The organism is Massilia genomosp. 1 (assembly GCF_011682185.1).
Taxonomy (GTDB): domain Bacteria; phylum Pseudomonadota; class Gammaproteobacteria; order Burkholderiales; family Burkholderiaceae_D; genus Telluria_A; species Telluria_A rubra.
This window is the reverse complement of the sequence record NZ_WHJF01000067.1, coordinates 10,075-23,126: the sequence shown is the minus strand read 5'-3', so window position 1 is coordinate 23,126 and position 13,052 is coordinate 10,075. Positions and strand designations below refer to the sequence as shown.

The following is a 13,052-nucleotide window of genomic DNA, read 5'->3' as shown; positions in this document are numbered from 1 at the left end:
GGACAGGGCAACGGCGATGAACCATGCCCTGTCCCGCAATGATTTAGATTACCTGCGCCGCTTGCACGACACGCGTAACAGTCCAAGCCTTGGTCTTGGAGATCGGACGACCTTCTTGAATCTCAACCGTATCACCGGTCTTGACCGAGTTGGTTTCGTCATGCGCGTGATACTTGTTCGAACGCATGATGATCTTGCCGTACAACGGGTGCTTGACGTGACGCTCGATCAGGACGGTAACAGTCTTGTCCATCTTGTCGGAAACCACTTTACCGACCAAGGTGCGCTTCAGGGCGACTTTAGTAGTTTCGGTCATTTGGCTTCCTTCGAGTTCATAACAGTCTTCACACGCGCGATGTCGCGGCGTACCTTCTTGAGTTGCGAAGTGTTGCTCAGCTGCTGCGTTGCGATTTGCATGCGCATGCCGAACTGTGCCTTCAACAAATCATTCAGCTCTTTCTGAAGAGCTGCCTGGTCTTTGCCGCGGAGTTCTGTTGCTTTCATATACGACTCCTTTTATTGGCCGACTTGGCGGATGACAAACGTCGTCGCCAGTGGCAGTTTGGCGGCGGCCAGACGGAACGCTTCCCGGGCCAGCGTCTCATCGACGCCGTCCATTTCGTACAGTACTTTACCTGGCTGGATTTCAGCGACGTAGTACTCCGGGTTACCTTTACCGTTACCCATACGAACTTCAGCTGGCTTGTTCGAAATTGGCTTGTCCGGGAAAATACGGATCCAAATACGACCACCGCGCTTGATGTGACGGGTCATGGCACGACGAGCTGCTTCGATCTGACGTGCTGTGATACGGCCGCGGGCAACTGCCTTCAGACCGAATTCACCGAACGAGACAGCGGTGCCGCGTGTGTGCGAAATGCCGGTGTTACGGCCTTTCTGCTCTTTACGATACTTCCTGCGTGCTGGTTGCAGCATGATTATTCTCCTGCTTTCTCAGCTGGTGCAGCAGCAGCCGCTTCCGGCTTCTTCACTGCGACTGCAGGACGAGCACGGACGACTGGAGCGCCAGTTGGGGTTGAACCTGGACGACCGCCTGGAGCACCGGCTGGACGCGGACGACCTGCTGGCTTGCCATCATCACGGCGCGGACCGCGGCTCTTCTTCTCGTCAGCCGGGGTATCGATGACTGGTGCGTCGCCGTTCGGCGCGCGGTCACCCTTGTATACCCAGACCTTGACGCCGATGATGCCGTAGGTCGTTGCTGCTTCGCTGGTGCCATAGTCGATATCGGCGCGCAGGGTGTGCAGAGGCACGCGGCCTTCGCGGTACCACTCTTTACGTGCGATCTCGATGCCGTTCAAACGGCCCGACGACATGATCTTGATGCCCAGGGCACCCAGACGCATGGCGTTTTGCATGGCGCGCTTCATCGCGCGGCGGAACATGATGCGCTTTTCCAGCTGCTGCGAGATCGAATCGGCGATCAGCTGCGAGTCGATTTCCGGCTTGCGGATTTCTTCGATGTTCACGTGTACAGGAACGCCCATGATCTTGGTCAGCGCCGACTTCAGTACTTCGATGTCTTCGCCTTTTTTACCAATGACCACGCCTGGACGCGAGCTGTAGATCGTGAAGCGCGCGTTCTTGGCAGGACGCTCGATGACGATGCGGCCAACCGAAGCGTTCTTCAGTTTCTTTTTCAGGAACGCACGTGCCTTGAGATCTTCGTTGAGCATTTGGGCAAAGTTACCATTGCCCGCGTACCAACGCGATGCCCAGTTACGGGTTACTGACAGGCGAAAGCCTGTTGGATGAATCTTCTGTCCCATCGTGACCCCTTAGTTGCCGACAGTCACGTAGATGTGACAGGATTGTTTTGAGATGCGATCACCCCGGCCCTTAGCGCGTGCAGTGAAGCGCTTCAGGATAGGACCCTTTTCAACGTAGATCTGGACGACCTTCAGCTCGTCGATGTCAGCGCCATCATTGTGCTCGGCGTTCGCGATGGCGGACTCCAGAACCTTCTTGATGATCGTTGCACCTTTTTTCGGGCTGAACTGCAAGATGTTGAGTGCTGCGTCAACCTTCTTGCCACGGATCAGATCGGCAACCAGACGACCTTTTTGGTCGGACAGGCGCACACCTTTGAGGATAGCTTTGGTTTCCATTATTTCTTCGCCTTCTTGTCAGCGGCATGGCCCTTGAACGTACGGGTCAGTGCGAATTCGCCGAGCTTGTGACCAACCATGTTCTCGGAGATGTATACCGGCACGTGGAGCTTGCCGTTATGCACTGCGATCGTCAGGCCGATGAAGTCTGGCGAGATCGTCGAACGGCGCGACCAGGTTTTGACTGGCTTTTTGTCTTTGTTCGCTTGCGCGGTTTCGACTTTTTTCACCAGGTGGGCGTCGATAAACGGCCCTTTTTTCAATGAACGTGTCATGTCTTATCCTTATTTCTTGCCGCGGCGCGAGACGATCATCGAAGTCGTACGCTTGTTACGGCGCGTCTTCTTACCCTTCGTCTGTTGGCCCCAAGGCGACACTGGATGACGACCAGCTGCGGTTTTACCTTCACCACCACCGTGCGGGTGATCGACCGGGTTCATGACCACACCGCGAACGGTAGGACGAACACCGCGCCAGCGCATCGCGCCAGCTTTACCGATCTTGCGCAGGCTGTGCTCGGCATTACCGACTTCGCCAACCGTTGCACGGCATTCGATGTGGACGCGGCGTACTTCACCCGAGCGCAGGCGCACTTGAGCGTAGGTGCCTTCGCGCGCCATCAGAACAACACCAGCGCCGGCGGTACGTGCCATCTGGGCACCTTTACCTGGCAGCATCTCGACGCAATGCATCACGGTGCCGACTGGGATGTTACGGATAGGCAGGCAGTTACCCGACTTGATCGGCGCTTCCGAACCATTCATCACCGAATCGCCAACGGACATGCCCTTGGTTGCGATGATGTACTGGCGCTCACCGTCTGCATAGCACAGCAGGGCGATGTTCGCGGTACGGTTTGGATCGTATTCGATACGCTCGACCTTTGCCGGAATACCATCCTTCTGACGCTTGAAGTCGATCAGGCGATAGTGCTGCTTATGACCACCGCCGATGTGGCGGGTGGTGATGTGACCGTTGTTGTTACGGCCGGCAGTTTTCGATTTCTTTTCAACCAGGGCTGCGAACGGACGACCTTTGTACAGGTCCGGGTTCACAACCTTCACCATGCCGCGACGGCCTGGTGAGGTTGGTTTCATCTTTACGAGTGCCATTATTTAGCCTCCTCGGAGAAGTTGATTTCCTGGCCAGGCTTGAGGCACACGAAAGCACGCTTGGTATGGTTGCGACGGCCATTGAAACGGCCCGAACGCTTTTGCTTACCTTGGCGATTGGCTGTCTGCACCGACAGCACTTCAACCTTGAACAACAGTTCAACGGCTGCCTTGATTTCAGGCTTGGTCGCATCCGGCAATACGCGGAACACGATCTGCTCGTTCTTTTCCGCGACCATGGTGGCCTTCTCGGAAATGACCGGCGCCTGGAGCACCTTCATCAGGCGCTCTTCGGAAAATTTGATTACGCCGCTCATGCGAACATCTCCTCGATCTTGGCCAGTGCTGCTTTGGTGACCACGATTTTTTTGTAGAACACCAGCGACATCGGATCAGCCTGATGCGGCTCAACGACGAGCACGTTCGGCAGGTTGCGCGATGCCAGCAACAGGTTCTGGTTATCCACGAGGTTGTCAGCGATGATCAGGACCGATTCCAGGCCCATGCCCTGCAGCTTTTGCGACAGCAGCTTGGTCTTTGGCGCATCGATGGTCATGCCTTCAACCACAACCAGGCGCTCTTCGCGGGCCAGTTGCGACAGGATCGAGCAGATACCTGCGCGATACATCTTCTTGTTCACTTTGTGGGTGAAGTTTTCGTCAGGCGAGTTCGGGAAAATCCGACCGCCGCCGCGCCACAGTGGCGAGGACGACATACCAGCACGCGCGCGGCCGGTACCTTTTTGGCGCCATGGCTTCTTGGTCGTGTGGTGAACTTCTTCACGATCTTTCTGCTTGCGGTTACCGCTACGTGCGTTGGCAGCGTAGGCGACGACGATCTGGTGGATCAGCGCTTCGTTGTAGTCACGACCGAAAACGGTATCGGCTGCGGCGACGTTCGAACCTGCTTGACCTTGCTCATTCAGAAGCTTGAGTTCCATGATTAAGCTCCCTTCTGAACTTTGGATTTAATAGCTGGCGAAACGATCACCTGGCCATTTTTCGCACCTGGTACCGCGCCTTTGACCAGCAACAGCTGACGGTCGGCATCAATACGGGCGATTTCGAGATTCTGTACGGTACGATTCACGTCACCGAGGTGACCGGTCATGCGCTTACCAGGGAAAACACGACCTGGATCCTGCGCCATACCGATGGAACCTGGAACGTTGTGCGAACGCGAGTTACCGTGCGTTGCGCGACCGGAAGCGAAGTGGTAACGCTTGATGACGCCGGCGTAACCCTTACCGATCGTAACGCCTTGGACGTCGATCTTCTGACCGACTTCGAACAGGGAAGCGGCGACAACATCGCCAGCTTTCAGTTCGGCTGCTTTACCAGCGTCGACGCGGAATTCGCGCAACATGGTGCCAGCTTCGACGCCAGCTTTGGCGTGGTGACCCGCAACAGCTTTGGTCACGCGGGAAGCGCGACGTTGACCGAATGCGACCTGGACAGCGGAATAACCATCTGTTTCAGGGGTTTTGATTTGTGCGACACGGTTGTTCGACACGTCCAGAACGGTGACAGGGATCGAGTCCCCTTCATCCGTAAAGATGCGCATCATTCCAACCTTGCGACCGAGAAGGCCTAGGCTCATTTTTTCTCCATTCCCACCTGCGATTGGGCGGGGCTGACTGTTTAACTACCAAGTAAAGGACAGATCCAAAAACACACGAATCCATACCGAAGCCGGCTAGGATAGCACGCAAAAAGGCTTGACGCAACAACTTAGTTGGAGGTATGTCGATGTGTTGTACGGCGGGAGATGCGGGGGTGGTGCGCCGGGCGATGCGCATGGCCTGCGAGAGAGCGAAAGCGCGAAAAAGTAACTATTTCCGGCACTCTCGCTGGATGTTTATCCGTCGTTCCCGCGCAGGCGGGAACGACGGTGTGGAGTGTAACGAAAAATCGAAAGCGCTTTAGCGCGCCAGCGGCTGTCCGCGCGAGCCGAGCCGCAGGCGGGCCCAGAACTGCGCCAGGCGCTCCGACAGCCCGCGCCGCACCTTGCCGCTGCGCAGGCGCGTCTCGCCCGCCATCGGCACCGCCATCTCCCAGCGCACCGGATAAATATTGACGCGCTTGGTGTACCGGCTCAACAAGGCGGTGGTCTCGACCCCGGCGAAATCGAGGTGCCGGTCGAGTAGAAACACGAACATCGGCTCGACATGCTGCTTCTTGCCGCGCGTGCTGACCTCGACGCAGGACGGCAGGATCACGCCATCGCTCAGGGTGGTGTTGGCCGCCACGATATAGTGACCGGGCCCGTCGAGCGGCACCGCGTCCAGGCTGGTCGGGCGCACGAAGGACTCGCCGTTGCCCAGGTTGACTTCCTCGTCGATCGCCCATTCCCAGATAGGATAGGCGGCAAAGTCGGCATGCGTGACCTTGCGGATGGAACGGCGGATAGCAAGATCTGGGGTCATGGACAGGGTGGCGACGCTTGGCGGTAACCTCGTCAGTTTATGGCCAGCGGTGATTTCTGTCCAGCAACGCTCCAGCCGGCGTGACGCGAAAACCTCAAAAACAAAATTTAACGCTTGCCTACTAATCAAGTGCGCCCATATACAGGCTGGCAAGCACGTTGTATATTACGACCGGAAATTGCAACACTGTAATTTTGTTATCGCCGCCAGCAAGCTGGCGTGAAAGTGTCCCTCAACCCGTTACAAGGAGTTATACATGGCAATCAGTTTGCAAAAAGGCGGCAACGTCAACCTGAGCAAGGAAGCGCCAGGACTGACCAAGGTGGTTATCGGCCTCGGCTGGGACCCGCGCGCGACCGACGGCAGTGCGTTCGACCTCGACGGCAGCGCTTTCATGCTCAAGGCTGACGGCAAGGTCCGCGCCGACGCCGATTTCATTTTCTACAACAACCTCAAGTCGAGCGATGGCTCGGTGGTGCATGGGGGTGACAACACCTCGGGCGCGGGCGAAGGCGACGACGAGAAGGTCAATGTCGACCTGAGCGCGGTGCCGGCCGAGATCGACAAGATCTCGTTCTGCGTCACCATTCACGAAGCCGAAGCGCGCAAGCAGAACTTCGGCATGGTCGGCAAGGCCTACATCCGCTGCCTGAACGCCGACGGCGACAAGGAACTGGCCCGTTACGACCTGTCCGAAGACGGCTCGACCGAAACGGCGATGATCTTCGGCGAACTGTATCGCGCCGGCGCCGAGTGGAAGTTCAAGGCGATCGGCCAGGGCTTCGCTGGCGGCCTGGGGCCTCTGGCCAAGTCCTTCGGCGTCGACGCTTAAAGCCAGACCCGCACGACCCGCAGGTTTGCGCCCGCAAGGATGGCTGCTTCAGAGCGGCGCCTTGCGGGCGTTGTGACGTGTGGACGAGGCGTATGTATGTGTAAGCGCATTTGCGCCCCCCACCCCGTCATTCCCGCCTACGCGGGAACGACGGTCTTGAGTTTGCTGATTATTCCTTCTACCTGCGCCTTCATACCGACACCATGGAAAACTTATCACGCGGGCAGCGCTTGCCGCTGGCCGCCATCGCCCCCAACGGCCGCATCGACATTGGCCTGTCCGCCGCCGGCCTGCGCCTCGACTTCGCCTGCTTTGGCCTGGGCGCCGACGGCAAGCTGCTCGATGAGTCGTACATGACCTTCTTCAACCAGCCGCGCACGCCCTGCGGCGGCGCCGTGCTGGCCAGCATCCCCGGCGACCTGAGCAGCTTTTCCATCGATACCGGCCTGCTGCCGGCCAATATCGACCAGCTGGCCATCACCGCCAGCGTGGACGGCGACGGCACCATGGCGCAGCTGGCCAGCGGCTACCTGCGCCTGCTGGCCGGCGGCGCTGAACAAGCCCGCTTCGCCTTTTCCGGCAAGGATTTTGCCCAGGAACGCGCCATCATGCTGGGCAAGCTGTACCGCAAAGACGGCCAGTGGCGCTTCATGGCGGTCGGCCAGGGCTTCAACGGCGGCCTGGATGCGCTGGTGGCCCACTTCGGCGGCGCTGTCGCGGCGCCGGTTCCGGCAGCCGCGCCCGCCCCTGCCCCTGCCCCTGCCCGCATTTCGCTCGAAAAACGCATCGCCAGCAGCGCGCCGCACCTGGTCAGCCTGGTCAAGCACGCCACCGTCTCGCTGGAAAAAGCCGGCCTGGCCGAGCACCGCGCCAAGGTCGCCCTGGTGCTCGACATTTCCGGCTCGATGGGTGCGCTCTACCGCAAAGGCCTGGTGCAGCAGTTCGCCGACCGCATCCTGGCCCTGGGCTGCAAGTTCGACGACGACGGCGAGATCGACGTCTTCCTGTTCGGCAAACATGTCCACCAGCCCGCCCCCATGAGCCTGGCGAACGCGCGCACGTATATCCGCGACGTCGTCCAAGCCCATCCGCTCGAAGCGGACACCTGCTACGGCAAGGCGATGGAAGCCGTGCGCCGTTTCTACTTCCCTGACGCCAACGGCGGCGAGCGCAAGAGCGCGCTGTCGGCCCCCGTGCCGGTGTTCGTGATGTTCGTGACCGACGGCTCCACCTCGGACAAGGCACTCACCGAAAAACAGTTGCGCTGGGCCAGCCAGGAACCAATTTTCTGGCAATTCATGGGCATTGGCAAAGGCAAGAAATCGAAAAGCAAGAAACTGGCGGCCTTCGCCCACTCCGACTTCCCCTTCCTCGAGCAACTCGATGACCTGTCCGGCCGCCTGATCGACAACGCCGACTTTTTTTCGGTCGAATCGCCCGACGAACACTCGGATTCCGAGTTGTACGACTTGCTCATGGCAGAATACCCGGGCTGGATCAAACTGGCAAAACAACACCGCCTGCTCGCCTAGCACGACAGTAACAATAGCAATAATCGCAACAATCACGATTCAATAAGAAAGCAACTCATGCGTGTCTGGTTCAACAGGACGTTCTCGTCCGTGTACGCGGCAATCGGCCTCATCCGTGAAGCCGATCTGGAAGGCCGTTTCCACCTCATCTACAGCAATGCCAATCCACACGCCCTGGCCGGACGCGTGGCGCACGACTTCTTCGTCGAGCCGACCGGCCTGGATAACGAGCAATACATCGACTGGTGCCTGGCCTTTTGCCGCGAGCAGCGGGTGGACATCTTCATTCCGGGCCGCCTGTCGACCGAACTGGCCAGCGCCCACGCGCGCTTTGAAGCGCAGGGTACGCGCGTGCTCAGCGCCGCGACGCAAGAGCAGCTCGAACTGATCCACGACAAGGCGCGTTTCTACGCCACCACCAATCTGCCCGGCGCCCCGGTGGCCGAATTCCGCGTATTCGACAACATCGCCCAGTTCGACGCCGGCTATGCCGAACTGCGCGCCCGCTATCCGAAGCTGTGCGTCAAGCCCTCGCGCTCGGTGTACGGCCTCGGCTTCGCCATCCTCGACGAAGAGCGCAGCAGCGCCGCCCTGCTGCTGGCCGGCGCCGAATATCACATCGGCTACGAAGACATGCGGCGCGGCCTGGCCGAGCTGGGCGAGTTCCGCACCATGTTGCTGATGGCCTACCTCGACGGCCATGAATACAGCGTCGACTGCGTGGGCGACAAGGGCCGCCTGGTGAGCGCCGTGGCGCGCAAGAAACCGATGACGGCCGGCCGCGGCCAACTGATCGACATGCGCGCAGACATCCTCGAAGCGACCGCCGCACTGACCCACATCCACGGCCTGAACGGCGCCTTCAACGTCCAGTTCCGCGAAGGCGACGGCAAGCTGCACCTGCTGGAAATCAATCCGCGCATGTCGGGCGGCATCGGCATGGCCTGCGTGGCCGGCCCCAACCTGCCGTATATCGCCCTGAAAGGCTTTGCCGATGGTTTTGACACGGTGGTGGTGCCGCCGGTGCGCGACGGCATCCGCGTGGCCGAACTGAGCGCCCCGGCCGAGCTGCATTCGGTGGACTTGCTATGAGCATGCCGCACGCACTCCACGTGCAGCGCCACCGCCTGAGCCTGCCCACCGGCGAGCTCGAACTCGACATCCACGACAGCGCCTTTGCCCTGGACGACGTGATGGGTTTTGCCGCGCGCGCCAACGCCAGGCGCGGCTTCCTGTTCCTGAGCAAGGTGCTGGGCAAGCACTGGCCGGTCACCCCGGCCATGATGCGCACCGTTCACCAGAGCCTGGCCGACACCGTGCCCGAACTGCCCGGCCCGGTGGTCTTCATCGCCATGGCCGAAACCGCCATTGGCCTGGGCCAGGGCGTGTTCGAAGCCTGGCTGGCCGCCCACCCCGGGCGCCAAGGCTTGTTCCTGCACACCTCGCGCTACCGGGTCGGCGACGCCCCCATCATCGAATTCGAAGAAGCGCACAGCCACGCCCCGCGCCAGTTCCTGCACATGCCGCCGGACGTACACACGCGCGAGCTGCTGCTCTCCGCAAAGGCGCTGGTCCTGGTCGACGACGAAGCGAGCACCGGCAACACCTTCCTGAACCTGACCGAGGCTTGCCGCAAGCTCAATCCCGGCATCGCCCACGTACACTTGGCGACCATCACCAATTTCATGGGCGCGGCCGCCACGCAAGCCCTGTCGGCGCGCTTCGGCCTGCCGGTGACGATGGGCGCGCCGGTCAGCGGGCAATACCGCTTCACCCCCGGCCAGCTGGCCAGCGCCAGCGCCCCGGCGCAATTGTTCGACCCGGCGGCCGATCGCGGCGCCAGCGGCGACTTCGGCCGCTACGGCCTGCACCGCGCCCTGAGCTTGCCAAGCGGCCTGGCCGAACGCCTGGCGGCCGACGTCAAGCCGGGCGAGCGCGTGCTGGTGCTCGGCACCGGCGAATTCATGCACCCGTCCTACCTGCTGGGCGCCGCCCTGGAACAACTGGGCGTGGACGTTGTTGTGCAATCGACCACGCGCTCGCCGATCCTGACCTGGGGCGCGGTCGCAGCCGCGCTCACGTTCCCGGACAATTATGGCGAAGGCGTGGCCAATTTCCTGTATAACGTCACCCCCGGCCAGTACCGGCACGTCTTCATCTGCCACGAAACCGCCCCAAGCGAGGCGCTGCGCGACCTTGCGGACACGCTGGGCGCGCGCCTTTTCCACTTTAAGACCGAGACCCATATTGAAGAAGTTTGAGAAATTCCTGTTCGCCGACCTGGACGACACCCTGTTCCAGTCGCTGGAAAAATGCGAGGGCCGCGGCACGCCAATCGAAGCGGCCGCCTTCCTGAAGGACGGCAGCCCGATTTCGTACACCACGCCGGGCCAGCGCGCCTTTCTCGCCTTTGCCCAGGATGGCCTGACGATGATCCCGACCACGGCGCGCAACGTCAATGCGTACCGGCGCGTGGGCATCGACTTCCACAGCTACGCCGTGCTCGACTACGGCGGCATCGTGCTTGAGCCGGACGGCTCGGTCGACCAGGAGTGGCTGGCGCACATGCGCGGCGCCATGCAGGCCGCCCTGCCCGGCCTGCAAGAACTGGCCGGCCTGATCGACGCCTGGGCCGAGCGCACCGGTTTCGGCAACCGCGCCCGCCTGATCGAGGATTTCGAGACGCCCTTCTATCTGGTGGTCAAGGACCCGCAAAAAATCGCGGCCAACCTGGAACCGATCGAGCGCGAGGTGGTCCAGCCATGGATAGACGCCGGCAAGCGCGACTACTTCATCCATCGCAACGGCAACAACCTGGCGATTTTGCCGAACGCGCTGAACAAGGCGCACGCGGTGGCGCACGTGAGCGCGCGCCTGCGCGCCGAACATGGCGACATCCTCACCTTCGGCATGGGCGACAGCAAGTCCGACGCGCGCTTCATGGCCGCCTGCGACTACGCCATCATGCCGCGCCACACCCAGCTGGCCGGCCTGACCCTGGAGACCCTATGAATTTTTCCGGCAGTTACCGTTCGGAAGACGTCAGCTTCCTGCTCAAGCCGCTGGCGATGCAGGACTTCGTCGATGTCCCCGAAAAAGAATTCCTGATCCAGTCGGGCCAGCGCCACTACAGCGAAATGCTCTCGCCCGAATCCTTGCCGTCGGAACGCTACCTGGCGGTGTTCCGCGAAGCCTGCGCGGCCAACACGGCGCGCATGGCGCGCGACTGCCTGACCCTAGCCGGCCTGATCGCCCAGCGGCGCAGCGGCCCGGTGACCCTGGTCTCGCTGGCGCGCGCCGGCACCCCGGTCGGCGTGGTGTTGAACAGCCTGCTGCCCAAGGTGTTCGGGCGCGCCAGCACGCATTATTCGGTCTCGATCATCCGCGACCGCGGCATCGACCAGGTGGCGCTCGAACATATCCTGGCGCAAGGCCACGCCCCCGAATCGATCGTCTTCATCGACGGCTGGACCGGCAAGGGCGTGATCTCGCGCGAATTATCAAGCGCCATCGATGAATTCAACAGCCGCCGTGGCACCGCCATCGACGGCGGCCTGTACGTGCTGTCCGACCTGGCCGGCAGCGCCGCCTGCGCCGCCTCCTGCGACGACTACCTGATTCCGTCGAGCATACTGAACGCCACCGTCTCCGGCCTGATCAGCCGTTCGATCCTGAACGAGGCAATCGGACCCGGGGACTTCCACGGCTGCGTGTACTATCAGCAGTTCGAAGCGCACGACCAGTCGCAAAGTTTCGCCGACGGCCTGGTGGCCGCCGCGCTGGAGATCGCCGCCGCCGACGGCACGCCCGCCGCCCAAGCGGTCGACCGTGAAGCCGCCGGCGCCGTCTCGCGCGCCTACATGCTGGCCGCGCTCGAACAACATGGCATTACCGACGTCAACATGATCAAGCCCGGCATCGGCGAAGCGACCCGCGTGTTGCTGCGCCGTAGCCCGCGCCTGTTGATCCTGCGCGACGCCGACGCGCCCGATGTGGCGCACCTGGCCCTGCTGGCGCAGGAAAAAGCAATTCCCGTGATCGTCGACAGCACGTTGCCGTATCACGCCGTTTCATTGATCAGGAGTGCATTGGATGGTTAAATCGATGGGAGCGTCGCTGTACGTACCGGCGAATCACAAATACCTGATGGACGTGGCCAACGGCGAGCGCATGGGACACGTGCGCTCGCTGATTTTCTGCACCGAGGACGCGGTCGCCGACGCCGACCTGAGCTGGGCGCTGTTCAACCTGTCCGTGGTGCTGGCCAATATGCGCACCGACGGCACGGCCGAACGCTTCGTGCGGGTGCGCAATCCCGACGTCATGGCGCGCGTGCTGGCCATGCCGGGCGCCGACAAGCTGACCGGCTTCGTGATCCCGAAAGCGACGCGCACCAACTTCGACGCCTACTTCAAGCAGGTCCGCAACACCGACCACATGCTGATGCCCACGCTGGAAACAGCCGAAGTGTTCAACGACTGGGAAATGCGGCAATTTCGCAAGATGCTCGAAGCGCCCGGCGTGCGTCACCGCATCCTGGCGCTGCGCATCGGCGGCAACGACCTGCTGGCCCTGCTGGGCCTGCGCCGTCCGCGCAGCATGACCTTGTACCGCACGCCCCTGGGGCCGGTCATGGCGCGCCTGGTGACCACCTTCCGCCCCTACGGTTTTGTGCTGACCGCGCCCGTGTTCGAACACCTCGACCTGCCCGAACTGCTGGACCAGGAAGTGATCGAGGACCTGGCGCACGGCATGGTCGGCAAGACCGCCATCCACCCGAGCCAGATCGCGCCGATCGAGCAGCATTACCGGGTCAAGCCGAACGACCTGGCGGCCGCCCGCGCCATCCTCGATGTCGATGCGCCGGCCGTGTTCAAGATGCATAATTCGATGTGCGAAGTGGCCACCCACCGCGCCTGGGCCGAACGCACCATCGAACAGTCGAAGGTATTTGGCGCTCATCACGACGTTCCGCCGATGAGCCCGGCAATTCCACGGGAACTCTGACCATCACTTCAGTGA

The 13,052-nt window shown here is 61.4% G+C and carries 18 protein-coding genes; 7 read left to right on the top strand and 11 right to left on the bottom strand.

The window, feature by feature from the left end; all coding sequences use genetic code 11:
* Positions 1 to 43 precede the first annotated feature (43 nt).
* The 11 genes from rpsQ to F1735_RS22090 all read right to left on the bottom strand — a co-directional run bounded on the left by rpsQ (position 44) and on the right by F1735_RS22090 (position 5,666).
* Positions 44 to 316: a 30S ribosomal protein S17 gene (rpsQ, locus tag F1735_RS22140; RefSeq protein ID WP_054265829.1), complete on the bottom strand. Its 273-nt coding sequence runs from the start codon at positions 314 to 316 to the stop codon at positions 44 to 46.
* The gene (gene rpmC, locus F1735_RS22135; protein WP_054265828.1) at positions 313 to 504 is read right to left on the bottom strand and encodes a 50S ribosomal protein L29; all 192 of its coding nucleotides are present in this window, start codon (positions 502 to 504) and stop codon (positions 313 to 315) included. The genes rpsQ and rpmC overlap by 4 nt, the downstream gene beginning before the upstream one ends.
* 12 nt (positions 505 to 516) lie before the next feature.
* On the bottom strand, positions 517 to 936 hold the full coding sequence (gene rplP, locus F1735_RS22130) for a 50S ribosomal protein L16 (RefSeq protein WP_054265827.1): 420 nt from the start codon (positions 934 to 936) through the stop codon (positions 517 to 519).
* Between the two features lie 2 nt (positions 937 to 938).
* Positions 939 to 1,790: a 30S ribosomal protein S3 gene (gene rpsC / locus F1735_RS22125; protein WP_166897191.1), complete on the bottom strand. Its 852-nt coding sequence runs from the start codon at positions 1,788 to 1,790 to the stop codon at positions 939 to 941.
* A gap of 9 nt (positions 1,791 to 1,799) precedes the next feature.
* Positions 1,800 to 2,132, bottom strand: a complete 333-nt coding sequence (rplV, locus tag F1735_RS22120; protein ID WP_181002795.1) for a 50S ribosomal protein L22 — start codon at positions 2,130 to 2,132, stop codon at positions 1,800 to 1,802.
* Positions 2,129 to 2,404, bottom strand: a complete 276-nt coding sequence (gene rpsS, locus F1735_RS22115) for a 30S ribosomal protein S19 (protein WP_054265824.1) — start codon at positions 2,402 to 2,404, stop codon at positions 2,129 to 2,131. The genes rplV and rpsS overlap by 4 nt, the downstream gene beginning before the upstream one ends.
* Positions 2,405 to 2,413: 9 nt before the next feature.
* Complete coding sequence (rplB, locus tag F1735_RS22110; protein ID WP_054265823.1) at positions 2,414 to 3,241, bottom strand: 50S ribosomal protein L2; 828 nt, start codon at positions 3,239 to 3,241, stop codon at positions 2,414 to 2,416.
* On the bottom strand, positions 3,241 to 3,558 hold the full coding sequence (rplW, locus tag F1735_RS22105) for a 50S ribosomal protein L23 (protein ID WP_166870762.1): 318 nt from the start codon (positions 3,556 to 3,558) through the stop codon (positions 3,241 to 3,243). The genes rplB and rplW overlap by 1 nt, the downstream gene beginning before the upstream one ends.
* The gene (gene rplD, locus F1735_RS22100; protein WP_166897193.1) at positions 3,555 to 4,181 is read right to left on the bottom strand and encodes a 50S ribosomal protein L4; all 627 of its coding nucleotides are present in this window, start codon (positions 4,179 to 4,181) and stop codon (positions 3,555 to 3,557) included. The genes rplW and rplD overlap by 4 nt, the downstream gene beginning before the upstream one ends.
* 2 nt (positions 4,182 to 4,183) lie before the next feature.
* The gene (gene rplC / locus F1735_RS22095) at positions 4,184 to 4,840 is read right to left on the bottom strand and encodes a 50S ribosomal protein L3 (protein ID WP_166870758.1); all 657 of its coding nucleotides are present in this window, start codon (positions 4,838 to 4,840) and stop codon (positions 4,184 to 4,186) included.
* A 322-nt stretch (positions 4,841 to 5,162) separates the two neighbouring features.
* Positions 5,163 to 5,666 carry a hypothetical protein gene (locus F1735_RS22090; protein WP_167238956.1) on the bottom strand — a complete coding sequence of 168 codons (504 nt, stop codon included), beginning with the start codon at positions 5,664 to 5,666 and terminating at the stop codon, positions 5,163 to 5,165.
* 256 nt (positions 5,667 to 5,922) lie between these two features.
* Between F1735_RS22090 and F1735_RS22085 the strand changes: the two genes are divergently transcribed.
* The 7 genes from F1735_RS22085 to F1735_RS22055 all read left to right on the top strand — a co-directional run bounded on the left by F1735_RS22085 (position 5,923) and on the right by F1735_RS22055 (position 13,037).
* Positions 5,923 to 6,498: a TerD family protein gene (locus tag F1735_RS22085; protein WP_167238955.1), complete on the top strand. Its 576-nt coding sequence runs from the start codon at positions 5,923 to 5,925 to the stop codon at positions 6,496 to 6,498.
* Between the two features lie 203 nt (positions 6,499 to 6,701).
* Positions 6,702 to 8,030 carry a VWA domain-containing protein gene (locus F1735_RS22080; RefSeq protein ID WP_167238954.1) on the top strand — a complete coding sequence of 443 codons (1,329 nt, stop codon included), beginning with the start codon at positions 6,702 to 6,704 and terminating at the stop codon, positions 8,028 to 8,030.
* 57 nt (positions 8,031 to 8,087) lie between these two features.
* Positions 8,088 to 9,122, top strand: a complete 1,035-nt coding sequence (locus F1735_RS22075) for an ATP-grasp domain-containing protein (protein ID WP_167238953.1) — start codon at positions 8,088 to 8,090, stop codon at positions 9,120 to 9,122.
* The gene (locus F1735_RS22070) at positions 9,119 to 10,291 is read left to right on the top strand and encodes a phosphoribosyltransferase domain-containing protein (RefSeq protein WP_167238952.1); all 1,173 of its coding nucleotides are present in this window, start codon (positions 9,119 to 9,121) and stop codon (positions 10,289 to 10,291) included. The genes F1735_RS22075 and F1735_RS22070 overlap by 4 nt, the downstream gene beginning before the upstream one ends.
* Positions 10,278 to 11,042, top strand: a complete 765-nt coding sequence (locus F1735_RS22065; protein ID WP_167238951.1) for a hypothetical protein — start codon at positions 10,278 to 10,280, stop codon at positions 11,040 to 11,042. The genes F1735_RS22070 and F1735_RS22065 overlap by 14 nt, the downstream gene beginning before the upstream one ends.
* The gene (locus F1735_RS22060; RefSeq protein ID WP_167238950.1) at positions 11,039 to 12,130 is read left to right on the top strand and encodes a cysteine protease StiP family protein; all 1,092 of its coding nucleotides are present in this window, start codon (positions 11,039 to 11,041) and stop codon (positions 12,128 to 12,130) included. The genes F1735_RS22065 and F1735_RS22060 overlap by 4 nt, the downstream gene beginning before the upstream one ends.
* Entirely contained in the window at positions 12,123 to 13,037 is a 915-nt protein-coding gene (locus F1735_RS22055; RefSeq protein ID WP_167238949.1) for an HpcH/HpaI aldolase/citrate lyase family protein, read from the top strand. Before F1735_RS22060 ends, F1735_RS22055 begins: the two co-directional genes overlap by 8 nt.
* Positions 13,038 to 13,052 lie beyond the last annotated feature (15 nt).